The following is a 21,766-nucleotide window of genomic DNA, read 5'->3' on the forward strand; positions in this document are numbered from 1 at the left end:
GGTCACGGCAGCGGGGTGGCGTCCACCATGGCGCGCACCTGCTCCACCGCGCCGCGGCCGGCGTCGCCCACGGGCACCAGGCGGTGGGCGATGGTCTGGGGCAGCACGGCCTGCACGTCGTCGGGGGCCACGTAGTCGCGCCCGCTGATCAGCGCCTGGGCCTTGGCCGCGCGCACCAGCGCAATGCCCGCGCGCGGCGACAGGCCTTGCAGGAACCAGCGGCCCGAGCGCGTGGCGGCGATCAGGTCCTGCACATAGTTCAGCAGCGGCTCGGCCGTGTGCACCGCCTGCACCTGGCGCTGCAGCTCGGCCAGCTCGTCGTCCGACAGCAGCGGCAGCATGCTGTCCACCATGTCGCGGCGGTCGGTGCCGGCCAGCAGCAGGCGCTCGGCCGCGCGGTCGGGGTAGCCGATGGAGATGCGCATGAGGAAGCGGTCCAGCTGCGATTCGGGCAGCGCAAACGTGCCCAGCTGGTCGTGCGGGTTCTGCGTGGCGATCACGAAGAAGGGGTGGGGCAGGGCGCGCGTTTCGCCCTCCACCGACACCTGCTTTTCCTCCATGGCCTCCAGCAGCGCGCTTTGCGTCTTGGGGCTGGCGCGGTTGATCTCGTCGGCCAGCAGCACCTGGGCGAACACGGGGCCGGGGTGGAACACGAAGGCTTCCTTGCCGCGCTCGTACACCGACACGCCCGTGAGGTCGCTGGGCATCAGGTCGGCGGTGAACTGCACGCGCGAGAACTGCAGCCCGAAGGTGCGCGACAGCGCATGCGCCAACGTGGTCTTGCCCACGCCGGGCACGTCCTCGATCAGCAGGTGCCCCCCCGCCAGCAGGCAGGCCACACAGTCCTGGACCTGGGCCTCTTTGCCCACAATCACCGTGTTAAGCTGATCCAGAAGCGATTTGATCTTGTGCTGTGTGTTCATCATCATGGCGCGACGTTATCCGAAAAATTCCAAGAAATGGGACAAGCGGGGGCAAGACTGTGAGCAAAACGGGCTATTTCACCCACCGGGATTGTTGGAAGCACGAGATGGGCCCGGGACACCCGGAGTGCCCCGAGCGGCTGGACGCGATTGAAGACCGTTTGCTGGCCACGGGCGTGGCCGACGCGCTGGAGCGCTACGAGGCCCCCGAGGCCTCGCTGGCCGACATCGAGCTGGCCCATGGCCGCATGCACATCGCGGCGCTGCGCGGCCTGTCCGACCGGCTCAACGAAGAGCTGCTGGCGGGCGGCCCCGCCCATGCGCAGATCGACACCGATACGTCCATCAATGCCCACACCTGGAAGGCGTCGCTGCGTGCGGCCGGCGCCGCATTGGCCGCCACCGACGCCGTGATGGCGGGCGAGGTGGAAAACGCCTTCTGCGCGGTGCGCCCGCCCGGCCACCACGCCTGCCGCGACAAGGCCATGGGCTTTTGCTTCTTCAACAACGTGGCCGTGGCCGCCAAGTACGCGCTGCAGCGCTACAACCTGGAGCGCGTGGCGATCGTGGACTTTGACGTGCACCACGGCAACGGCACCGAGGACATCCTGGCGAACGACGAGCGCGCGTTGATGGTCAGCATCTTTCAGCACCCGTTCTTCCCCTACAGCGGCGACCAGAACCCGGCCCCCAACATGGTGAACGTGCCCGTACCGGCCTACACCCGCGGCATGGACATCCGCGAGATCATCGAGATGATGTGGATGCCCCGGCTGGAGGCCTTCAAGCCCGAGATGATCTTTGTGAGCGCCGGTTTTGACGGCCACCGCGAGGACGACATGGGCCAGCTGGGCATGACCGAGCAGGATTACGCCTGGATCACGCAGCGGGTGAAGGACGTGGCGCGGCGCTTTGCCAAGGGGCGCATCGTGTCGTGCCTGGAAGGCGGCTACGTGATGGGGCCGCTGTCGCGCAGCGTGGAGGCGCATTTGCGGATCCTGGCGGACTTGTGAGCATCCCCCTGAGCGGCTTCGCCGCTTCCCCCTTCTCTTGCATCGCTGCGCGCTGCGGAAGGGGGACGCCGCCAGCGCGGCGGGGCGGCCCTTGCGCGGCGGCCCCCACGGGGCCGCGCCAGTTTCTGCGGATGTGCCGAGGTCAGAAGTACGAGAGAAAGACATGACAAGTTCAAGCACCGATTCCCTGCTGCAGGTGGCCCGCGACGCGCGGGGCGTGGTCACGCTCACCCTGAACGACCCCTCGCGCTTCAACGCGCTGGGCACCGAGATGCTGGCGGCGCTGCAGCAGGCGCTGGACGGGGTGGCGCGGGACGACACGGCGCGGGTGGTCGTGCTGGCTGCGGCCGGCAAGGCGTTCTGCGCGGGGCACAACCTCAAGGACATGGCGGCCAACCCTGAGCTGGCGTATTACCAGCAGCTGTTCGCCCAGTGCAGCCGCGTGATGCTCAGCATCCACAAGCTCAGCGTGCCCGTGATTGCGCGCGTGCACGGCATGGCCACGGCGGCCGGCTGCCAGCTGGTGGCGCAGTGCGACCTGGCGGTGGCGGCCGACACGGCCACGTTTGCCACCAGCGGCATCCACTACGGCCTGTTCTGCGCCACGCCCAGCGTGCCGCTGGTGCGCAACGTGCCCGCCAAGCGGGCCATGGAGATGCTGCTCACCGGCGACTTCATCGACGCCGCCACGGCGCGCGAGGAGGGGCTGGTGAACCGCGTGGTGCCGGCCGCTGCGCTGGACGCCGAGGTGGAGGCGCTGGTGCAGTCCATCCTGCAGAAGCCGCGCGTGGCGGTGGCCATGGGCAAGGCCCTGGTGTACCAGCAGCGCGAGCTGGGGCTGGACGCCGCCTACCAGCTGGCGGGCCAGACCATGGCCGCCAACATGGTCCATGAAACCGCGCAGGAGGGCGCCCGCGCCTTCGCCGAGAAGCGCCGCCCCGCCTGGAAGCAACCCTGATGGCGGTGCGCATGGATTCCACGCCCATGCTGGAGGACGTGGGCGGCTGGCTGGCCGCGTTCGTGCAGCCCTCGGTGCTGATCGAGCTGGGCGCGCTGGCGTTGTGCGCGGCGCTCGCATGGGGTGCGGTGTCCGTGCTGCGCCGCGCCCTGGACCAGCGCGATCCGCGCTCGATCCTGTTCGGCGAGCGCGTGCTGGACGGTGCACTGTTTCCGCTGGTGCTGCTGGGCCTGGGCTATCTGGCGCGCACGCTGATCCTCACCTGGTGGCCGGTGGCTGCGTTCAAGGTCATCATTCCCGTGCTCACCTCGCTGGTGGTGATCCGCCTGGGCGCCAAGGTGCTGCAGGCGGCGTTTCCCCGTTCCGCCTGGGTGCGGCCCATCGAACGCTCCATCTCCTGGCTGGCCTGGCTGACCATGGTGCTGTGGGTCACGGGGCTGCTGCCCCGCGTGCTGGACGAGCTGGACCGCATCACCTGGAAGGTGGGGGCGTCCACGCTGTCCGTGCGCACCATGATCGAAGGCGCGCTCACCGCCGGCGCAGTGCTGCTGGTGGCGCTGTGGGTGTCGGCCGCCATCGAGGCGCGGCTGCTGCGCTCGGCCACGGGCGGCGAGCTCTCGCTGCGCAAGGCCATCAGCAACGCACTGCGGGCCGTGCTGGTCTTCGTGGGGCTCATCGCGGCGATGTCGGCGGCGGGCATCGACCTCACGGCGCTGTCGGTGCTGGGCGGCGCGGTGGGCGTGGGCATCGGCTTCGGCCTGCAGAAGCTGGCGGCCAACTACGTGAGCGGTTTCGTCATCCTGGCCGAGCGCAGCATGCGCATCGGGGACAACGTACGGCTGGACAGCTTTGAAGGCCGCATCACCCAGATCAACGCCCGCTACACCGTGATCCGCTCGCCCGCGGGGCGCGAATCCATCGTGCCCAACGAGCTGCTTATCACCCAGCGCGTGGAGAACCTGTCGCTGTCCGACCCCCGCGTGTGGATGTCCACCACCGTGAGCGTGGCCTACGAAAGCGATGTGGACCAGGTCGCGCAGCTGCTCACCGAAGCGGCCCTGGCCAGCCCGCGCGTCCTGCGCGACCCCGCTCCCAGCGCATCGCTGTCGGCCTTTGGTGCCGACGGGCTGGAGTTCACGGTGGGCTTCTGGATCGCGGACCCCGAGAACGGTTCGCTGGGCCTGCGCTCGGACATCAACCGCGCCATCCTCAAGGCCTTGCGCGCCCACCGCATCGAAATCCCTTATCCGCAGCGGGTCATGCACGTGCAGGTCGACGGCGCTGCGCCCACCCTGGCCGAAGCGTTGGCCGCCGCGCCAGCCCAGGCGTCCGCCCGGCAGGGTGCCGCAGGCGACAGCGCGGCCTGACACCGGGGCGACGCGCTGCCCTATAATTCAGAAAAAGCACGATCGTTCTTTTTTTGCAATCGTGTGGTCTGTGCCCCGGCTCCGTAGCGGTTTCGCTGCAGTGCGGCATAGAATGTTTCAGTTTACGTAAACGTCAATTCAACCAACTCTATCGAGGAGCCGCTGCAATGAAGGTCTTGGTCCCTGTCAAGCGCGTGGTGGACTACAACGTGAAGGTCCGCGTGAAGTCGGACAACACGGGTGTGGACATCGCCAACGTGAAGATGAGCATGAACCCCTTTGACGAAATCGCCGTCGAAGAGGCCGTGCGCCTGAAGGAGAAGGGCCTGGTGACCGAAGTCATCGCAGTCTCTTGCGGCGTGGCCCAGTGCCAGGAAACCCTGCGCACCGCCATGGCCATCGGCGCCGACCGTGCCATCCTGGTGGAAACCCCGGCCGACCTGGACCTGCAGCCCCTGGCCGTGGCCAAGCTCCTGAAGGCCCTGGTGGACAAGGAACAGCCCCAGCTCATCATCCTGGGCAAGCAAGCCATCGACGATGACGCCAACCAGGTGGGCCAGATGCTCGCCGCCCTGGCCGAGCTGCCCCAGGCCACCAACGCCAGCAAGGTCGAGCTGGCCGCTGACAAGGTCAACGTGACCCGCGAAATCGACGGCGGCCTGGAAACCCTGGCCCTGACGCTGCCCGCCGTCATCACCACCGACCTGCGCCTGAACGAGCCCCGCTACGTGACCTTGCCCAACATCATGAAGGCCAAGAAGAAGCAGCTCGACACCGTCAAGCCCGAAGACCTCGGCGTGGACGTGGCGCCCCGGCTGAAGACCCTCAAGGTGAGCGAACCCGCCAAGCGCGGTGCTGGCGTGAAGGTGGCCGACGTTGCCGCCCTGGTCGAAAAACTCAAGAACGAAGCAAAGGTGATCTGAGATGTCGGTACTCGTTATTGCTGAACACGACAACGCGTCCATCAAGGGCGCCACGCTGAACACCGTCACCGCTGCAGCCGCCTGTGGTGGCGACGTGCACGTGCTGGTGGCCGGCCACAATGCCGGCGCTGCAGCACAGGCCGCAGCCCAGATCGCTGGCGTGAGCAAGGTGATCCACGCCGACGCAGCCGGCCTGGAACACGGCTTGGCCGAGAACGTGGCCGCCCAAGTGCTGGCCATTGCGTCCAACTACAGCCACATCGTCTTCCCCGCCACCGCTGGCGGCAAGAACGTGGCCCCCCGCGTGGCCGCCAAGCTGGACGTCGCCCAGATCAGCGACATCACCAAGGTGGTGAGTGCCGACACCTTCGAGCGCCCCATCTACGCTGGCAACGCCATCGCCACCGTGCAGTCCGCCGATGCCGTGAAGGTCATCACCGTGCGCACCACCGGCTTTGACGCCGCAGCCGCTACCGGTGGCAGCGCCGCCGTGGAAACCGCCGCCGCAGCCGCCGACGCCGGCAAGAGCAGCTACGTGGGCAGCGAAATCGCCAAGAGCGACCGCCCCGAACTCACCGCCGCCAAGATCATCGTCTCCGGCGGCCGGGCCCTGGGCAGCAAGGAAAAGTTCGACGAAGTCATCACCCCGCTGGCCGACAAGCTGGGCGCCGCCATCGGCGCCAGCCGCGCCGCGGTGGATGCGGGCTACGCCCCCAACGACCTGCAAGTGGGCCAGACCGGCAAGATCGTGGCGCCGCAGCTGTACATCGCCGCGGGCATCTCGGGCGCCATCCAGCACTTGGCGGGCATGAAGGACTCCAAGGTGATCGTGGCGATCAACAAGGACCCGGAGGCCCCAATCTTCAGCGTGGCCGACTACGGCCTGGAAGCCGATCTGTTCACGGCCGTGCCGGAACTGGTCAAGGCCCTGTAAGGCCCTGCGGCTTGCACAAAGGCATCGCTTGCGATGCCTTTTTTTTGACGAATTTCTGCTTTCTCGGAGACCCCCATGAGCTACACCGCCCCCGTCAAGGACATGCTGTTCGACATCGAGCACCTGGCCAACATCGAACAGATCGCGCAGATTCCCGGCTTTGAAGACGCCGGCCTGGACACCGCCGCCGCTGTGCTGGAAGAGTGCGCGAAGTTCAACGAGGGTGTGCTGGCCCCGCTCAATTGGGAAGGCGACAAGAACCCGTCGAGCTGGAACAACGGCGTGGTCACCACCACCCCCGGGTTCAAGCAAGCCTTCCGCCAGTACGCCGAGGGCGGCTGGCAGGGCCTGCAGCACCCGGCCGACTTTGGTGGCCAGGGCCTGCCCAAGACGATCGGCGCGGCCTGCATCGAGATGACCAACAGCGCCAACATGAGCTTCGCGCTGTGCCCGCTGCTGACCGACGGCGCCATCGAGGCGTTGCTCACCGCCGGCAGCGACGAGCTCAAGGCCACGTACCTGGAGAAGCTGGTCACCGGGGAGTGGACCGGCACCATGAACCTGACCGAACCCCAGGCGGGCTCGGACCTGGCCCTGGTGCGCACCCGCGCCGAACCCCAGCCCGATGGCACCTACAAGGTCTTCGGCACCAAGATCTTCATCACCTACGGTGAGCACGACATGGCCGAGAACATCGTGCACCTGGTGCTGGCCCGTGTGCAGGGCGCGCCCGAAGGCGTCAAGGGCATCAGCCTGTTCGTGGTGCCCAAGTTTTTAGTGAACAAGGATGGCACGCTGGGTGCGCGCAACGACGCGCACTGCGTGAGCATCGAGCACAAGCTGGGCATCAAGGCATCGCCCACGGCGGTGCTGCAGTTTGGCGACCATGGCGGCGCCGTGGGCTACCTCGTCGGTGAAGAAAACCGCGGCCTTGAATACATGTTCATCCTGATGAACGCCGCCCGCTACGCCGTGGGCATGCAGGGCATCGCGATTGCCGAGCGCGCGTACCAGAAGGCCGTGCAGTACGCGAAGGACCGCGTGCAAAGCCGCCCGGTGGACGGCAGCATCGCCGCCAGCGCGCCCATCATCCACCACCCCGACGTGAAGCGCATGCTCATGACCATGCGCGCCTACACCGAGGGTTGCCGCGCCATGTCCACCGTGGCCGCCGCCGCGTTCGACGCCGCGCACCACCACCCCGATGCCGACACGCGCAAGCAGAACCAGGCCTTCTACGAATTCATGGTGCCGCTGGTCAAGGGCTACAGCACCGAGATGAGCCAGGAGGTCACGAGCCTGGGCGTGCAGGTGCACGGCGGCATGGGCTTTATCGAAGAAACCGGCGCCGCACAGTACTACCGCGACGCCAAGATCCTCACCATCTACGAAGGCACCACCGCCATCCAGGCCAACGACCTGGTCGGCCGCAAGACGGCGCGCGACGGCGGCCAGGTGGCCAAGGGCATTGCCGCGCAGATCGAGAAGACCGAAGGCGAGCTGTTGGCCAGCGGCACCCCCGCCGCGCAGGCGGTGGCCAAGCGCCTGGCGGCCGCGCGCAAGGCGCTGGTGGACGTGATCGACTTCGTGGCCGGCGGCACCAAGGCCAGCCCCAATGCTGTGTTCGCGGGCAGCGTGCCCTACCTGATGCTCGCGGGCAATGTGGTGGCCGGCTGGCAGCTGGCGCGCAGCCTGCTGGTGGCCCAGGACCTGTTGCAAAAGGGACAGGATGCGGCCTTCATGCGCGCAAAAATCACCACGGCCCAGTTCTATGCCGAGCACATCCTGGTGAAGGCGCCCGGCCTGCGCGACAGCATCGTGGAAGGCGCGGCCAGCGTGACCGAGCTGGCGCTGGAAGCCTTCTGAAGCGTTCTGAACGGGCGTCCCCCGTCTTTTGAGGAGTGAGACAAGGCCTGTGCAGGGTGCAGGCCTTACTATAAAAATAATAGCTGCTCGCGCTTGATGGATAAGCGCTAGAGGGCTATTTCATTCAAAACCTGTCCTGGAAGTCGTCACCATGTCCAAACTGCCCCCCGTGTTGCAAAATCTGTCGCTGCCCGTCATCGGCTCGCCGCTGTTCATCATCAGCAATCCCAAGCTCGTGATCGAGCAGTGCAAGGCCGGCGTGGTGGGCTCCATGCCCGCCCTCAATGCGCGTCCTGCCGAGCTGCTGGACGAATGGCTGGCCGAGATCACCGAGACCCTTGCGGCCTACAACAAAGCGAACCCCGACAAGCCGGCGGCGCCCTTCGCCATCAACCAGATCGTGCACAAGAGCAACGACCGGCTGGAGCACGACATGCAGGTCTGCGCCAAGTACAAGGTGCCGATCATCATCACCAGCCTGGGCGCGCGCGAAGACGTGAACCAGGCCGTGCACGGCTGGGGCGGCGTGGTGCTGCACGACATCATCAACAACAAGTTCGCGCACAAGGCGATCGAGAAGGGCGCGGACGGGCTGATCGCCGTGGCGGCGGGCGCGGGCGGCCACGCGGGCACCAAGAGCCCGTTTGCGCTGATTCAGGAAATCCGCCAGTGGTTTGACGGCCCGCTGGCGCTGTCGGGCTCCATTGCCTCGGGCGGCGCCATCCTGGCCGCCCAGGCCATGGGTGCGGACTTTGCCTACATCGGCTCGGCCTTCATCGCCACGCACGAGGCGCGGGCCGTGGATGCGTACAAGCAGGCCATTGTGGACAGCAACTCGGACGACATCGTGTACAGCAACCTGTTCACCGGCGTGCACGGCAACTACCTGGCGCCCTCCATCCGCGCGGCGGGGCTGGACCCGGACAACCTGCCCGAATCGGACCCGAGCAAGATGAACTTCGGCGGCGGTGCGCAAAAGGCGTGGAAGGACATCTGGGGCTGCGGCCAGGGCATTGGCGCGATCAACGCAGTGACCAGCACGGCCGAACTGGTGGGCAAATTCCGCGCCGAGTACGAGGCGGCCCGCGCGCGCCTGAAGCTCTGAGCCCCGCCGGCCGCACGGCGCGCGGGTGGCAGGCCCTGCCCCCGCTGTCAATTCAGCGCGACAGGGCAAACCCCCAATAGACGGTACGGCCCCTGCAAAGCGATGATGACCCATAACTAACTGGGCGCCGGGCTTTGCGGCGAGGCGTGCCGGTTCAACCATCCTTGGGGGAATTCGCAATGCTTCGCAAGCTACTGGCGTTGGCGCTGGCCGTGGGCGCCCTGGGCGCCGCAGGCCTGGCCCTGGCCCGCAACGAGGGCGTGACCGCCGACGAGATCCGGCTGGGCGCCTCGGCCGTGCTGTCCGGGCCGCTGGGGCCGCAGACGGCGCAGTACGGCGAGGGTTCGCGGCTTCTGTTCGATGCGGTCAATGCCCAGGGGGGCGTGCACGGCCGCATGATCCGCTACACCACGCTGGACGACGGGTTCGACACGCAAAAGGCGGTGGAGAACACGCGGCAGCTGCTGGAGAACGACAAGGTCTTCATGATCTTCCACAGCACCGGCACGGCCCAGACGGCGGCCATCCTGCCGCTGGTCAAGGAGCACCGCACGCTGCTGTTCGGGCCGGTCACCGGCGCCTCGGCGTTCCGCGAAACCTTCAACCCCTATGTGTTCCACGTCCGCGCGGGCTACGCCGCGGAGGCGACCAAGATCGTCTCGCAGCTGCGCCAGCAGGGCATCACCCGCGTGGCGGTGTTCTACCCGGACGACGGCCTGGGCAAGACGCTGCTGGCCGAGCTGAAAAAGGCCTCGGACGAAGAAAAGCTGGCCTTTGTGGCGGAGATCAAGGTGGATGCCAAGCAGCCCGACTTCACCGCCGCGGCCCGCGCTACCGAAGCCGCGCAGCCCCAGGCCGTGATCCTGGCGACCGCGGGCGCCACCTTCACCAGCTACGTCAAGGCGGTGCAGGCCACCGCGGCGCGGCCGGCCTTCTATGGCTTCTCGGTGGCCAGCATGGACGTGATCCAGCGCGACCTCAAGGACAAGGCGCGCGGCATCATCCTGGCGCAGATCATGCCGTCGCTGCGCAACACCACCGTGCCGGTGGTGGCGGAATACCTGGCCCTGCTGCGCGCCAAGTCGCCTGCGGCCCAGCCGTCGGCATCGCAGTTTGAAGGCTTCGTGCACGCGCGGCTGCTGGTGGAGGGGCTGCGCCGCACGGGGCGCAACCTGACCACCGAATCGTTCACCAAGACGCTGGAGGACGCTGGCGAGATTGCGTTCGGCCGCTTCAGCGTCAAGTACTCGCCCAAGAGCCACAACGGGTCCAGCTATGTGGAGCTGGCCATCGTGGACGCCGAGGGCAGCTTGCGGTATTGAACGTGCCTCCTGGGGCGCCGCGGCCGTTGGACCGCGCCCCTTGTCAAAGCCCGTACGTCAGTTCGCGCGCCTTGCCCCAGAACACCCGGTACATGAAGACCGTATAGGCAATGATCGCGGGCAGCGTGATGGCCACGCCGATGCCCACCACCACCAGCGACTCGGTGGCGCTGGCCGCCTGCCACACGGTCAGCCGGTCGATCACGATGTAGGGATAGATGCTGTAGGCCAGTCCGAAGAAGGCCAGCACGAAGATCAGCACCGTGGCGGCAAACACGACCCAGCCGTAGCCCGCGTTCACCACCCGCGGCGTGACCAGCACATGGCGGATGGCAAAGAAAGCCGCCACGCAGGCCAGCGGAATGGGCAGTAGCGCAAACAGCTCCGGCAGCGCAAACCATTTGGCAAACACCGTCTGGCTGACCAGCGGCGTGGCCAGCGAGATGCCCATGAGCGCGAACCCCATGGGCCACAGTGCGCCCTGGCCCCAGCGTGCGGCCTTGCGCTGCAGGGCGCCATCGGTCTTCATCAGCAGCCAGCCGGCGCCAAGCATGGCGTAGGCGGCCGGAAGGGTGATGGCGATGCCGGTGGAAAACAGCAGCCCCCAGAGATCGTTCTGGAACCCCGTGATGTAGGCCCCCAGCATCCATCCCTGCGCCAGCGTGGCCACCAGCGAGCCTGCGGCGAAGAGGCGGTTCCAGGTGGTCTTGTGCGCATCCCGGGCCTTGACCCGGAAGTCGAAGGCCACGCCGCGCAGCACCAGCCCCACCAGCATCACCGCCACCGGCAGGTACAGGGCCGAGAGCACCACGCCGTGCGCGATGGGAAAGCACACCAGCAGCACGCCCACGCCCAGCACCAGCCAGGTCTCGTTGGCGTCCCAGAACGGGCCGATGCTGGACACCATGACGTCCTTCTCCGCATCGGTGGCAAAGGGCAGCAGAATGCCGACGCCCAGGTCGTAGCCGTCCAGGACCACATAGGCCAGCAGTGCCAGGCCCATCACGGCCATGAAGACCAGCGGCAGGGCAGTGGCCCAGTTCATTGCTTCCATGGTGCCTCCTCGGGGGTGGTTGGGCCGTGCTCGCGCCCGGGAACGGCGGGGGCTGGCACCGCCGGGTGTTCGGCCATGTACTTGATGACGCCGACGTAGGCGGCCAGCAGCAGCACGTACACGGTGAGGTAGGCCGCCAGCGTGCCCGCGACCATGGCGGGGGCGTGCGCGGCCACGGCATCGGCCGTGCGGAGCAGGCCATAGACCAGGTACGGCTGGCGGCCTATTTCGGTCACGTACCAACCGGCCAGGGTGGCGACCCAGCCCGAGAACGTCATGCCCACCAGCGTGTACAGCAGGGCGCGGGGCAGGGTGGCCAGGTCGCGCGTGCGATGGCGGTGCAGCAGCCACGCGCTCGTCCAGGCCACGGCCAGCATCAACAGGCCCATGCCGACCATCACGCGGAAGCCCCAGAACACGGGTGCCACGGGCGGATGGGCGCCCGGAAACTCGTTCAGTCCCTTCAGCTCCGCGTTGCTATCGTGCGCCAGGATCAGGCTGGCCGCGTGCGGAATCTGCAGGGCGTAGTCGGTGCGCCCTTCCTTTTCGTTGGGCCAGCCGAACAGCGTGAGCGGCGCGCTTTTTTCGGTGTGCCAGATGCCTTCAATGGCGGCGATCTTGGCGGGCTGATGCGCCAGCGTGTTCAGGCCGTGCAGGTCTCCCATGAAGATCTGCAGCGGTATCGCAATGGCCACGGCCGTGATGGCGGTGCGCAAGGCCCGGCGCGTTCCGTCGTTGGCTGCGCCCTTCACAAGCTGCCAGGCGCTCACGCCCGCGATCAGGAACCCGGCGGTGAGGGTGGACGCCAGCAGCTTGTGGCCCAGGCGGTAGGGGAAAGAGGGGTTGAACACGATGGCCAGCCAGTCCACCGCGTGGAACTTGCCATCAATGATCTCGTAGCCCGCGGGCGTCTGCATCCACGAGTTCAGGCTCAGGATCCAGAAGGCCGAGAGCGTGGTGCCCAGCGCCACCATGAGCGTGGCGACCAGGTGCATGCGCTCGGACACGCGCTGGCGCCCGAACAGCATGATGCCCAGGAACGTCGCCTCCAGGAAAAACGCCGTGAGCACCTCGTAGCCCAGCAGCGGCCCGGCGATGTTGCCCGCATGCTCCATGAAGCCGGGCCAGTTGGTCCCGAACTGGAAGCTCATGGTGATGCCGGAGACCACGCCCAGGGCGAAGGTGAGCGCGAACACCTTGGTCCAGAAGTAGTAGGCCTGCTCCCAGCCCTGCGCGGCCGGCGTGCCCTGGGTGGCCGTATGCCGCAGCCGGAAGAACACCAGGAACCAGCACAGCGCGATCGTGATGGTCGGGAACAGGATGTGAAAGCTGATGTTGGCCGCGAACTGAAGGCGCGACAGGGTGAAGGTGTCCATGGGTCAGGCCCCCGGGGTGCTGGCGGCAGGGGCGGCGGTGCTTGCCCCTGCGGCCTTGCCGGTCACGCGGTCCTTGAACTCCAGCACCCGGGCCACTGCGGCGCCCATGCCCATCAGTTGCAGCGCGGTGTCGGGTGCCAGGCGCTGCACGTCGTCGAACCAGGCCATCAGCCGGTCGATGAGATCGTGCATCTGGCGCATCCGTTCCTGGGCGTGGCGCTCTTCGTCCGTTGCGGCCTTTTCAAGCAGGGCCATGCGCAGCATCGACAGCGTGGGCTCGACCTCGCGGCGCCGGCGCTCCTCGGCAAGCACGCGGAAAATCTCCCAGATGTCCTGCGGCGCCTCGAAGTATTCGCGCCGGTCCCCGGGCTGGTGGCTGAGCTTGACCAGCCGCCAGGCCTGCAGCTCCTTGAGCCCCATGCTCACGTTCGAGCGGGAGAACGCCAGCGTGTCCGCGATCTCGTCGGCGGCCATCGGGCGTGGCGACAGGAACAGCAGCGCGTAGATCTGGCCCACCGTGCGGTTCACGCCCCAGCGGCTGCCCATCTCGCCAAAGTGCGCCACGAATTGGCGGTTCAAAGGTGGCAAAGGGTTGATGTAGGTCATGAAGCGGCATTGTGCGCCAAATTTTCTGAAATTTCAGTAATTACTGAAATTTCAGAAAATTACGGGGAATAAACACCGTTCGGGCCGGGGGCGCACACGGGGACTCCCCAAAATGGCAAGACCGGGCGACAATAGGGGTTTTTCCTGAAGTACGGCTGCCGCAGCTCCTGCCCGCCGCCCGCTCCGCGATGTCCTCCACACCTTCCCGAATGCCCTTGATCGACATGGTCAAGGGCCTGGCATGCGTCACCATCGTCTGGCACCACCTGGCTTTTTACGGACCGATGTCCGACATCGCCCAGCCGCTGGCACCCGGGCTGATCGGCTGGCTCTATGACTACGGGCGCATGGCCGTGCAGGTGTTTCTGGTGCTGGGCGGCTACCTGGCCACCGCCAGCCTGGCGCCCCAGGGCGTGCCCCGCTTCGGGCACGCGGGCAATGCCGTGGCCAAGCGGTTTGTCCGCCTGGTGGTGCCGTACGCCGTGGCCTTGCTGCTGACGGTGCTGGTGGCGGCGCTGGTGCGGCCGTTCCTGGCGCACCCCTCCGTGCCGGACGAGCCCACGCTGTCGCAGCTGCTGGCCAACGCCCTCCTGCTGCAGGACATCGTGGGCGCGGGGGCGCTGTCCGCCGGGGTGTGGTACGTGGCCATTGACTTCCAGCTGTTTGCCCTGGGCGTGCTGATCTGGGCCGCAGTCCGGGCGTGCCCGGGGGCCTGGGTCCGCCAGCACGCGACCCGTCTGATACAGACGCTGGTTGTGGTGGGCGTGGCGGCGTCGCTCTGGATCTTCAACCGCCTGCCCGGGCTGGACATGTGGGCGGTCTACTTTTTTGGCGCCTACGGCCTGGGCATGCTGGCCTACTGGGCGGTGCACTCGTCCCGGCCCTGGGCCTGGACGGCGGTGATGCTGCTGCTGGGGGGCATGGCGCTGGCGCTGGACTTCCGCGGGCGCATTCTGGTGGCGCTGGTGACGGCGCTGTGCCTGGTGGCCGCCCTGCGCTCGGAGTCGCTGAAGGCGGTGCGCGGCTTTGCTCCCCTGGTGGAGATCGGGCGCATGTCGTACTCCGTGTTCCTCGTGCACTTTGCCGTGTGCCTGCTGGTCAACGCCGTGGTCAGCCACTTGTGGCCCGCGTCGCAGGAACTCAATGCGCTGGGGATGCTGCTGGCCTTTGGCCTCTCGCTCGCGGCGGGGCGCCAGCTCTATCTGCGCGTGGAGCAGCATGTGCCATCCTGGTCCACCGCGCTGCGGTGGCAGGCGGGGCTGGTGGGCGCGGGCATGCTCGTGGCGCTGTCCAGCAACTGGGCCTGAGCCACTGCGGTTGCCCGCTTCCGTGCGGGCCCGGCGCGTGCGCAGCGTCGGAGGCGCGCCGTCAATCCAGCTGTTTGCGCTCGCGCCGTTTGCGCTGGCGGTCCAGGAACCAGGCCATGAACGGCAGGATGAGCATGGACCCCGGGACCACCCAGACCAGCAGATAGGGGCTCACGGAGGACGCTGAGCGCATCACTTCCCGCAGATGGGTCCGCTCGGCCGCGTCCCAGTTGCCCTGCCGGCGCTGCTGTACCAGCCAGACCACCGATCCCCGCAGGGTGGCCATCTCGCGCTTGAGTCGGCTTTTTTCCCGGCTGTTGCCGGCCAGGAACGAGCAGAACCACTCGGGAGCGCGCTCCATGCGCCGCTGGAAGGCGACGGTCGAGTCGGGGTCGAAGGCCTCGGGCGGCTGCGGGGTCTCGGGGGGCGGCGTGTTCATGGCGGAGGCCATTGTCGCGGCACACGCGGCTGCGCGCCAACCCCCCACGGCCGCGCCGCTTCAGCGGTGCAGTTCTCCGGCGCTTTCGGGCTGGAACAGGATGTCCTTCACGCGCACCGTCATCGACTTTCCGCCAGGCCCCGGCCAAGCCAGCTCGTCGCCCACGGCCAGGCCCAGCAGCGCGCTGCCCACGGGGGCCAGCACGGAGATGCGGTCCGCCGTGCCGTCGGCGTCGCGCGGGTACACCAGCGTCAGGCAGAACTCCTTGCCCGTTTCCAGCATGGAGAACTGCACGGTGGAGTTCATGGTGACCACGTTGGGCGGTATCTCTTCGGGCGCCACCACATCCGCCCGGTCAAGCTCTGCCTGCAGATCGGCCTTGCCCGGGAACACGCTGGCGGGGAGGGCGGCCAGCAGGGCTTCAATGCGTTCTACGTCGAGCGATGACAGGGTGATTTGCGGCTTGCGCGCCATGGGGTACCTCTTCGGATGGGGGGCAAAGCGCGGGACTGTAGACGATCGGCAATGTCGCACTGCCACGCGCGGTCTATGGACCCTGCCGGCCCCCCGCCGCGCGGTGGCAGATGGACGCCTGCGCGCGATTGTGATACTGTATATATGTACAGTTTAATTTGGCTTCCCTCGCCCTGCGTCCATGCCGCGCCCTGCCACCACGACCGACCGCTCCGACCTTCCGGCCGAACCCGAACCCGTCCGCATTCCCCTGCAGACGGTGCGGGGCCGGGGGGCAGCCAGCGCCATGCCCCACCGGTTTGCCCGGGACCAGCGCGAGGCCCTGGACGACGGCTGGGGCCGCACCGCGCCCGGCCCCGTGCCACCCCATGCCGAGGACGCCAGCGGCGCCCCGTATGGCAGCGCGCCGCCGCCGGACGACGAGGATGGCGCGCCCGCACCGGCCACGCGCGTGCACCTGGAGACCGCCCGCAGCGCAATCACGTCCAACGACTCGCCGGACATCTTTTTCGAATCGTCGGTCAACCCGTACCGGGGCTGCGAGCACGGCTGCATCTACTGCTACGCGCGGCCCACCCACAGCTACCTCAACTTCTCGCCCGGGCTGGACTTCGAGACGCAGATCGTCGCCAAGCACAACATTGCCCACATCCTGCGGCAGGAGCTGGCGCAGCCGCGCTATGTGCCCCGGTTGATCAACATCGGCTCCGCCACCGACTGCTACCAGCCGGTGGAGCGCGACCTGCGCCTGACCCGCGCTGTCATTGAGGTGATGCGCGAAGCGCGGCACCCTTTCTCGCTCATCACCAAATCCAGCGGGGTGGAGCGCGACCTGGACCTGCTGTCCCCGCTGGCCGCGCAGCGGCTGGCCGCCGTGTACGTCACCATCACCACGCTGGATGCCGACCTGGCGCGGCGCATGGAGCCCCGCGCTGCAGCGCCGTACCGGCGCCTGCGGACCATTCGCGCACTGGCCGAGGCCGGGGTGCCGGTGGGGGTGAGCGTGGCGCCGCAGATTCCTTTCGTCACCGAAGACATGGAGCAGGTGCTGGAGGCCGCCCGCGAAGCCGGCGCCCGCACTGCCTTCTACACCGTGCTGCGGCTGCCCTGGGAGCTGAACGCCTTGTTCCAGGAATGGCTGCAGGTGCACTACCCGCAGCGCGCCGCTCGCGTGATGGCGCGCGTGCAGGACCTGCACAACCTCAGCCCGTCGGAACGCACGGCTGGCAAGGCCTACCAGAGCGACTTTGCCACCCGCATGAAAGGCAGCGGCCTGTGGGCCGACCTGCTGCGCCAGCGGTTTGCCGCCACCTGCCGGCGCCTGGGGCTGAACCGCGAGCGCGAGGAACTGGACCTGGGGCTGTTTCGGCCCGGGCACCTGCGGGGCCAGAGCAGCCTGTTTTGACCACCGCCAGCGTCTGGGTGCGCCGCGCCACAAGGCGCAGAGTCGTGCGCTGCCACCGAGGGGGCCAGCAGAGCTGCCCCGGCCGCATGCGCCAACGGCCCCCGGACGGTTTGCCTGGTCAGGTTTCGCGTCGTCGCATCCAGGCAAATCCGCAAATCCCGACAAGAGAAGACAGCGCCATGAGGGCCCACGGAGACAGCACAGGGATCGCTGCCGCTCCAGCTCCCAATGGAACCGCCAGCGCCACTGGGTCATCAATGATTCCCGGCGCTGCGTTGATGTCCCCCGTGGAGGCTCCTGTGCTGCCCACATTCTGTGCATCGCTGACAGTAAAGCTCAGCGCATTCGGACCGACAGGCGTCGTCGGCCATGCCACCCAGGTGCTACCCGTGTACTTGAGCAACTTCGACCCCGGCGGGATCGGGGATGGGAAGGTGAGTGTCACGGTCACAGACCCGCCCGCGGGCCCCTCAGCCCGGAATCCCATTTGTCCATACGGATAGGCGCTCTCGCCGGGGGGAGGGGCGGCTGCAGGTGTCTGGTGGGTGCTGGTGATACTCCAGGTTCCGCCGACCGCCAGGACCACGTCCCCGTGCGGGGTGCTGAGAGTCTGCGACTGGGTGATGAAGTTGGCAGTCACCGATTTGGGACTGGTCACTGCGGCAATGCTGCAGGTGGCACCGGAGCAATCCCCGCTCCAGTGGGTGAACGTGTAGCCTGGATGGGGGGTGTAGGTACAGGCCGTGCTGCCCCCATGAGTCACGGGGTTGTTGGTGCAACTCACGGTGCCTGCCCCAGGAGGCAGCACTTCGGTACCGATGCCATAAGTGTTCAGCGCGAAATTGGCCTGGACACTGTGCGCACTGGTGACGTTGCCCAGCACGCAGGTCGATCCGGAACAGTCGCCCGACCAGTCGGTGAATGAATAGCCCGGGGATGCCGCGGGTGTACAGGTCGTCGTGCCGCCGTGGATGACCGGGTTGCTGGCACATGCCGCAGAACCGCCACCGGGCGGCGAGGCGGTCAAGACCACGTCATAGCCCTTGTCTGCGGAACAACTCGCAGCCGCCATCCCTGCGCCGCCACAGGTCCAACTGTAGGTCGCCAGGTTTGTCGTGACGGCGGATGCCGTCCCTGCACCGCAGAGATCGGCTGCCGGCGCCGATGAAAAGAGTCCGCCTTGCGCTGCGCCGCAGGTCCCTGTTGGAAGGTCCTGAATCAGCAGATCGTCCAGCAGCAACAGAAATTTGTCGTTGGAGTTGTTGCGAAACGCGATGCGCACTGTCTGGCCAGCATACGCAGCCAGTGACAACTCGTGTGGGGTCCAGGTCGCTTCTTCTTGCCCAACTGTCAGCAGCACGGCCGTGAAGTCGCTCGGATTGCTGCCTCCAGTGGAAAGGCGAACTTCATAGCCGTCGCGGAAGTCGGGGTCGTAAGTGACCGCTCTCCAAGACAGTCGCGTGCCGGCCGTTGCGGCGACCGGTGGGAGGACCAGCCAGTCATCCGCAGTGCCAGACGGGACATACCAGGAGGTGCTGAAAGCGGCGCAGTTACCGATTTCGCGTCCAAAGTCATCGCGCACGATCCACGCATTGTTGACATAGGAAACCATGGCGTCTGGTGTGCGCCCATCAACATTGTGTGTGGTCAAAGGCGCTGGCACGGCCGCAGGAGGAGAGCAGGCAGTTCCGAAATTTTCCTGGTAAAGAACGGTCTGGGCCTGGCTCTGAGCGGCAAAGCCGAGCAGTGCGGTGAGCACAAGCGGAAGTGACGAGATTCGAGACATGCGATCAGTCGTGCAGCGAGGGAGTGGAATAGCACTCTCGGCAGCGCTTGCCGGAGGCCCGGGCAGCAAGATGTGCGGGGGCGGAGTGAACTGAACTGAACTGAGACGAAGTACCGCCAGCAACTTGCTGGGCAGGAAGTTATCTGCAGGAAAAGCTTTCTGCAACTTTTAAATGTCCGCATTCAGCATTCCACGTTCCGTCCTGTGGCCCACCCACCTGCGAACAGGAGTGTGGTGAACAGACGAGCCCTTGCGGCCCCTCAACCCGCCCAAACTCCCTGCACCACCTGCGTGTACAGCGGAATCCCCAGCACGATGTTGAGCGGAAATGTCACCCCCAGCGACAGGCTGACGTACAGCGACGGATGGGCTTCCGGAATGGCATACCGCACCACGGCCGGGACGGCGATGTAGGACGCGCTGGCCGCCAGCACCATCAGCAGCGTCGCATCGCCGGCCGGCACTTGCAGCAGCCAGGCCAGGCCCAGGGCCAGCGTGGCATGGCAGATGGGGCCCAGTACCGCATAGGCCACAAGCCAGGGCGACTGCTGCCGCACCGCGGGCAGGTTGCGGGCGGTGGCGAGGCCCATGTCCAGCAAGAACAGGCACAGCATGCCTTTGAACAGGTCGCCAGAAAACGGCTGCATGGCCGCCTTGCCCGCATCGCCCGTGGCCATGCCGATCACCATGGCGCCCAGCAGCAACAGCTGTGTGCCATCGGTAAACGACTCGTGCAGGATCTTGCCTATCGACAGGTGCGGCCCTCCCTTGCCCGGACCTTGCCCACCCAGGGTGGCGGCGCCGGACCCCGTGATCGCCACGAAGGGCGGGGCACCGGTGGCCAGGGCCTGCTTTTGCCGCAACGCGTTGGCCAGCAGCACGGCCAGAAGGATGGCGGGCGACTCCATCAGCGCCATCGCAGCCGCCATGTAGCCACCATAGGCAATGTGTTGCGACTCCAGATACTGCGTGGCCGTCACAAACGTCACCGCGCTGACCGAGCCATAGGTGGCCGCCACGGCCGCGGCGTTGAAACCCGAGAGCACGCGGCGCAGCACGGCAAACCCCGCCAGCGGCACCACCACCGCCAGCAGCACAGCCAGCCCCAGGCTGCTCGCGACGCTGGCCGTGAAGCCCGAAGCCGCGAGCGCGAAGCCCCCCTTCAGCCCCAGCGCCATCAACAGGTAGATCGACAGGAACCGGGAAATGGCGGCGGGCATCTCCAGGTTGGAACGCACCACCCCCGCGAACACGCCCAGGGCAAAAAACAGGATCGCCGGGTCCAGCAGGCTTTGCATGGCTCTTCTTTCTTCTCCGCAACTGCGTCAAGTGGTTTGAAGAAGCCATGGTAGGCATCCCTGGTGCGCAAGTAAAATCGATTCGAACGTGGCAATGTATAGATAAAATCTATGAACATCACCTTTCGCCAGCTTCGCCTCTTTTTGGCACTGGCCGAGACCGGCAGCGTGAGCGCGGCCGCCCGGGTCATGCACGTCACGCAACCCACGGCGTCCATGCAGCTGCGCGAGGTCACGCAGGCCGTGGGCCTGCCGCTGTACGAAGTGGTGTCCCGTCGCGTGCACCTGACCGAGGCGGGGCTGGCCCTGGCGCGGACGGCGCGCGCCATCGCCACCGAATGGGATGTGTTCGAGCAGCGGGTTGCGGGCGCCAAGGGGCTCACCCGCGGCCGTCTCAAGGTGGCGGTGGTCAGCACGGCCAAGTATTTCGTGCCCCGCCTGCTGGGCAGCTTCTGCAAGCTGCACCCGCACATCGACATCTCGCTGGAAGTGCTCAACCGCGACCACGTCATCGACCGCCTGCGGAGCAACCAGGACGATCTGTACGTCATGTCCATGCCGCCGCGCGACCTGCCGCTGGAAGACCAGATCCTCATGCCCAACCCGCTGGTGGTCATCGCCCCCGCGGGCCACCCGCTCGCCGCCAGCAAGCGCACCACCCTGGCCCAGCTGCAGGGCGAGCGCTTCATCCTGCGCGAAAAGGGCTCGGGCACCCGCATGGCCACCGACGCGCACCTGCGCCGCATGGCGTTTGTGCCGGGCTCCGTGCTGGAGCTGGGCAGCAACGAGGCCATCAAGGAATCGGTGGAAGGGCAACTGGGCGTGTCCATCCTCTCGCGCCACGCCCTCGGGCCTCACCCCGCGGGCTTGAGCATCCTGAACGTGCAGGGCTTTCCCATCCAGTCGCAGTGGCACCTGGTCTGGCCCAAGGGCAAGCAGCTGTCACCCATTGCGGAGGTGTTCCGCGAGCACCTGATGGCGGAGGCGAAGGAATGGTCTGCGGGAGCGGGCTACCGCCCGAACAGCTGAAGGAAAGCCCGGGCATGACCGTGGCGGGCGGGGCGTCTCCAGCCCCGGCTGGCCGCTCACCGAGGCGTGAGTTCCTGGGACAGCCGAAGAATGCCCCAGACGATGAAAACCAGCTGCACGACGTTGATGGCCAGCGCCGCCGAGTGCACTCGCCGGAAGTTCCGTATGGCCGATGTCTCGCAGGCTTCGATCTTCCCGCCCAGCCGTTCCATCGCCGACACCAGGTGCGGACGCAAGACAGCCGTGACAGCGGCGAACAGTGCGGCGCCCAGGGCAAACACGTAGCGTCCCCAGACCATGTAGCTGATGCACGCGCCGAGCGAGGCGCACAGGGCCACCCGGTAGTACACGTTGAAGAAGCTGCGGACAAACCGGGCATCCAGCGGAATGTCGTGCTTGAGCGTGAGCAGGGGAACGCCGCCCATCAGGAAGTACGCCGTGGTCACCAGGAGCGCCACGGTGAAGAAAATTGCGCCGTACATGGTCTGCGAGCTCCTTGCAAGGCCGGCCCTCGACAAGCGCCGGGTACGCGGCCATCCATCGGTTGAAGTGTCCAATGGCCGAGTTTCTGCCCGCCGCGA

At 67.1% G+C, this 21,766-nt stretch carries 20 protein-coding genes; 11 read left to right on the forward strand and 9 right to left on the reverse strand.

What is annotated here, in order from left to right; translation table 11 throughout:
- Positions 1–2: 2 nt before the first annotated feature.
- Complete coding sequence (locus LWW96_RS12485) at positions 3–923, reverse strand: MoxR family ATPase (RefSeq protein WP_291487510.1); 921 nt, start codon at positions 921–923, stop codon at positions 3–5.
- Between the two features lie 107 nt (positions 924–1,030).
- On the opposite strand from LWW96_RS12485, the gene LWW96_RS12490 reads away from it, so the two are divergent.
- From LWW96_RS12490 to LWW96_RS12525, 8 genes are all read left to right on the forward strand, one after another.
- Complete coding sequence (locus tag LWW96_RS12490; protein ID WP_291487458.1) at positions 1,031–1,936, forward strand: histone deacetylase family protein; 906 nt, start codon at positions 1,031–1,033, stop codon at positions 1,934–1,936.
- Positions 1,937–2,099: 163 nt separating this feature from the next.
- Positions 2,100–2,894 (forward strand): enoyl-CoA hydratase, encoded by a 795-nt coding sequence (locus tag LWW96_RS12495; RefSeq protein WP_291487460.1) that lies wholly within the window; start codon positions 2,100–2,102, stop codon positions 2,892–2,894.
- Between the two features lie 11 nt (positions 2,895–2,905).
- The gene (locus LWW96_RS12500; RefSeq protein WP_291487461.1) at positions 2,906–4,261 is read left to right on the forward strand and encodes a mechanosensitive ion channel domain-containing protein; all 1,356 of its coding nucleotides are present in this window, start codon (positions 2,906–2,908) and stop codon (positions 4,259–4,261) included.
- A 167-nt stretch (positions 4,262–4,428) separates the two neighbouring features.
- Positions 4,429–5,184 carry an electron transfer flavoprotein subunit beta/FixA family protein gene (locus LWW96_RS12505; protein ID WP_291487463.1) on the forward strand — a complete coding sequence of 252 codons (756 nt, stop codon included), beginning with the start codon at positions 4,429–4,431 and terminating at the stop codon, positions 5,182–5,184.
- 1 nt (position 5,185) lies between these two features.
- Positions 5,186–6,118, forward strand: a complete 933-nt coding sequence (locus LWW96_RS12510) for an FAD-binding protein (RefSeq protein ID WP_291487466.1) — start codon at positions 5,186–5,188, stop codon at positions 6,116–6,118.
- 75 nt (positions 6,119–6,193) lie between these two features.
- Positions 6,194–7,984 carry an acyl-CoA dehydrogenase gene (locus tag LWW96_RS12515; protein ID WP_291487468.1) on the forward strand — a complete coding sequence of 597 codons (1,791 nt, stop codon included), beginning with the start codon at positions 6,194–6,196 and terminating at the stop codon, positions 7,982–7,984.
- Positions 7,985–8,135: 151 nt separating this feature from the next.
- Complete coding sequence (locus LWW96_RS12520) at positions 8,136–9,089, forward strand: nitronate monooxygenase family protein (RefSeq protein WP_291487470.1); 954 nt, start codon at positions 8,136–8,138, stop codon at positions 9,087–9,089.
- A gap of 179 nt (positions 9,090–9,268) precedes the next feature.
- Positions 9,269–10,411 (forward strand): ABC transporter substrate-binding protein, encoded by a 1,143-nt coding sequence (locus LWW96_RS12525; protein ID WP_291487473.1) that lies wholly within the window; start codon positions 9,269–9,271, stop codon positions 10,409–10,411.
- 43 nt (positions 10,412–10,454) lie between these two features.
- Here the strand turns inward: LWW96_RS12525 and LWW96_RS12530 are convergent, their stop codons facing one another.
- From LWW96_RS12530 to LWW96_RS12540, 3 genes are read right to left on the reverse strand one after another with little or no spacing between them, the layout of a single operon-like run.
- On the reverse strand, positions 10,455–11,465 hold the full coding sequence (locus LWW96_RS12530; RefSeq protein ID WP_291487475.1) for a cytochrome d ubiquinol oxidase subunit II: 1,011 nt from the start codon (positions 11,463–11,465) through the stop codon (positions 10,455–10,457).
- Positions 11,453–12,841 carry a cytochrome ubiquinol oxidase subunit I gene (locus LWW96_RS12535; RefSeq protein WP_291487477.1) on the reverse strand — a complete coding sequence of 463 codons (1,389 nt, stop codon included), beginning with the start codon at positions 12,839–12,841 and terminating at the stop codon, positions 11,453–11,455. The genes LWW96_RS12530 and LWW96_RS12535 overlap by 13 nt, the downstream gene beginning before the upstream one ends.
- A 3-nt stretch (positions 12,842–12,844) precedes the next feature.
- A complete protein-coding gene (locus LWW96_RS12540; RefSeq protein WP_291487479.1) occupies positions 12,845–13,447 on the reverse strand; it encodes a GbsR/MarR family transcriptional regulator in 603 nt (200 codons plus the stop codon).
- Positions 13,448–13,635: 188 nt separating this feature from the next.
- On the opposite strand from LWW96_RS12540, the gene LWW96_RS12545 reads away from it, so the two are divergent.
- On the forward strand, positions 13,636–14,754 hold the full coding sequence (locus LWW96_RS12545) for an acyltransferase family protein (protein WP_291487481.1): 1,119 nt from the start codon (positions 13,636–13,638) through the stop codon (positions 14,752–14,754).
- A 61-nt stretch (positions 14,755–14,815) separates the two neighbouring features.
- On the opposite strand, the gene LWW96_RS12550 is transcribed toward LWW96_RS12545, so the two are convergent.
- Positions 14,816–15,193: a hypothetical protein gene (locus tag LWW96_RS12550; RefSeq protein ID WP_291487483.1), complete on the reverse strand. Its 378-nt coding sequence runs from the start codon at positions 15,191–15,193 to the stop codon at positions 14,816–14,818.
- Positions 15,194–15,253: 60 nt separating this feature from the next.
- Complete coding sequence (gene rnk, locus LWW96_RS12555) at positions 15,254–15,667, reverse strand: nucleoside diphosphate kinase regulator (RefSeq protein WP_291487484.1); 414 nt, start codon at positions 15,665–15,667, stop codon at positions 15,254–15,256.
- Between the two features lie 181 nt (positions 15,668–15,848).
- Between rnk and LWW96_RS12560 the strand changes: the two genes are divergently transcribed.
- Positions 15,849–17,072 (forward strand): PA0069 family radical SAM protein, encoded by a 1,224-nt coding sequence (locus tag LWW96_RS12560; RefSeq protein ID WP_291487486.1) that lies wholly within the window; start codon positions 15,849–15,851, stop codon positions 17,070–17,072.
- A 118-nt stretch (positions 17,073–17,190) separates the two neighbouring features.
- Here LWW96_RS12560 and LWW96_RS12565 read toward each other — a convergent pair whose 3' ends face one another.
- Both LWW96_RS12565 and LWW96_RS12570 read right to left on the reverse strand, forming a co-directional pair.
- Complete coding sequence (locus tag LWW96_RS12565) at positions 17,191–18,858, reverse strand: IPTL-CTERM sorting domain-containing protein (protein ID WP_291487488.1); 1,668 nt, start codon at positions 18,856–18,858, stop codon at positions 17,191–17,193.
- Between the two features lie 260 nt (positions 18,859–19,118).
- Positions 19,119–20,156: a sodium-dependent bicarbonate transport family permease gene (locus LWW96_RS12570; RefSeq protein ID WP_291487490.1), complete on the reverse strand. Its 1,038-nt coding sequence runs from the start codon at positions 20,154–20,156 to the stop codon at positions 19,119–19,121.
- Between the two features lie 111 nt (positions 20,157–20,267).
- Between LWW96_RS12570 and LWW96_RS12575 the strand changes: the two genes are divergently transcribed.
- Positions 20,268–21,185, forward strand: a complete 918-nt coding sequence (locus LWW96_RS12575; protein ID WP_291487492.1) for a LysR family transcriptional regulator — start codon at positions 20,268–20,270, stop codon at positions 21,183–21,185.
- Between the two features lie 56 nt (positions 21,186–21,241).
- On the opposite strand, the gene LWW96_RS12580 is transcribed toward LWW96_RS12575, so the two are convergent.
- Entirely contained in the window at positions 21,242–21,667 is a 426-nt protein-coding gene (locus LWW96_RS12580; RefSeq protein WP_291487494.1) for a hypothetical protein, read from the reverse strand.
- Positions 21,668–21,766: the final 99 nt, after the last annotated feature.

Source organism: Acidovorax sp. (assembly GCF_021287135.1).
In the GTDB taxonomy this organism is placed as follows: Bacteria; Pseudomonadota; Gammaproteobacteria; order Burkholderiales; family Burkholderiaceae_C; genus Acidovorax.

Coding starts and splice junctions, on each gene's coding strand:
- LWW96_RS12495 (WP_291487460.1), top strand. CDS start 2,100: ATGACAAGTTCAAGCACCGATTCCCTGCTGCAGGTGGCCCGCGACGCG.
- LWW96_RS12540 (WP_291487479.1), bottom strand. CDS start 13,447: ATGACCTACATCAACCCTTTGCCACCTTTGAACCGCCAATTCGTGGCG.
- LWW96_RS12565 (WP_291487488.1), bottom strand. CDS start 18,858: ATGTCTCGAATCTCGTCACTTCCGCTTGTGCTCACCGCACTGCTCGGC.
- LWW96_RS12560 (WP_291487486.1), top strand. CDS start 15,849: ATGCCGCGCCCTGCCACCACGACCGACCGCTCCGACCTTCCGGCCGAA.
- LWW96_RS12570 (WP_291487490.1), bottom strand. CDS start 20,156: ATGCAAAGCCTGCTGGACCCGGCGATCCTGTTTTTTGCCCTGGGCGTG.
- LWW96_RS12490 (WP_291487458.1), top strand. CDS start 1,031: ATGGGCCCGGGACACCCGGAGTGCCCCGAGCGGCTGGACGCGATTGAA.
- LWW96_RS12530 (WP_291487475.1), bottom strand. CDS start 11,465: ATGGAAGCAATGAACTGGGCCACTGCCCTGCCGCTGGTCTTCATGGCC.
- rnk (WP_291487484.1), bottom strand. CDS start 15,667: ATGGCGCGCAAGCCGCAAATCACCCTGTCATCGCTCGACGTAGAACGC.
- LWW96_RS12515 (WP_291487468.1), top strand. CDS start 6,194: ATGAGCTACACCGCCCCCGTCAAGGACATGCTGTTCGACATCGAGCAC.
- LWW96_RS12510 (WP_291487466.1), top strand. CDS start 5,186: ATGTCGGTACTCGTTATTGCTGAACACGACAACGCGTCCATCAAGGGC.
- LWW96_RS12545 (WP_291487481.1), top strand. CDS start 13,636: ATGTCCTCCACACCTTCCCGAATGCCCTTGATCGACATGGTCAAGGGC.
- LWW96_RS12575 (WP_291487492.1), top strand. CDS start 20,268: ATGAACATCACCTTTCGCCAGCTTCGCCTCTTTTTGGCACTGGCCGAG.
- LWW96_RS12535 (WP_291487477.1), bottom strand. CDS start 12,841: ATGGACACCTTCACCCTGTCGCGCCTTCAGTTCGCGGCCAACATCAGC.
- LWW96_RS12525 (WP_291487473.1), top strand. CDS start 9,269: ATGCTTCGCAAGCTACTGGCGTTGGCGCTGGCCGTGGGCGCCCTGGGC.
- LWW96_RS12505 (WP_291487463.1), top strand. CDS start 4,429: ATGAAGGTCTTGGTCCCTGTCAAGCGCGTGGTGGACTACAACGTGAAG.
- LWW96_RS12500 (WP_291487461.1), top strand. CDS start 2,906: ATGGATTCCACGCCCATGCTGGAGGACGTGGGCGGCTGGCTGGCCGCG.
- LWW96_RS12550 (WP_291487483.1), bottom strand. CDS start 15,193: ATGAACACGCCGCCCCCCGAGACCCCGCAGCCGCCCGAGGCCTTCGAC.
- LWW96_RS12485 (WP_291487510.1), bottom strand. CDS start 923: ATGAACACACAGCACAAGATCAAATCGCTTCTGGATCAGCTTAACACG.
- LWW96_RS12580 (WP_291487494.1), bottom strand. CDS start 21,667: ATGTACGGCGCAATTTTCTTCACCGTGGCGCTCCTGGTGACCACGGCG.
- LWW96_RS12520 (WP_291487470.1), top strand. CDS start 8,136: ATGTCCAAACTGCCCCCCGTGTTGCAAAATCTGTCGCTGCCCGTCATC.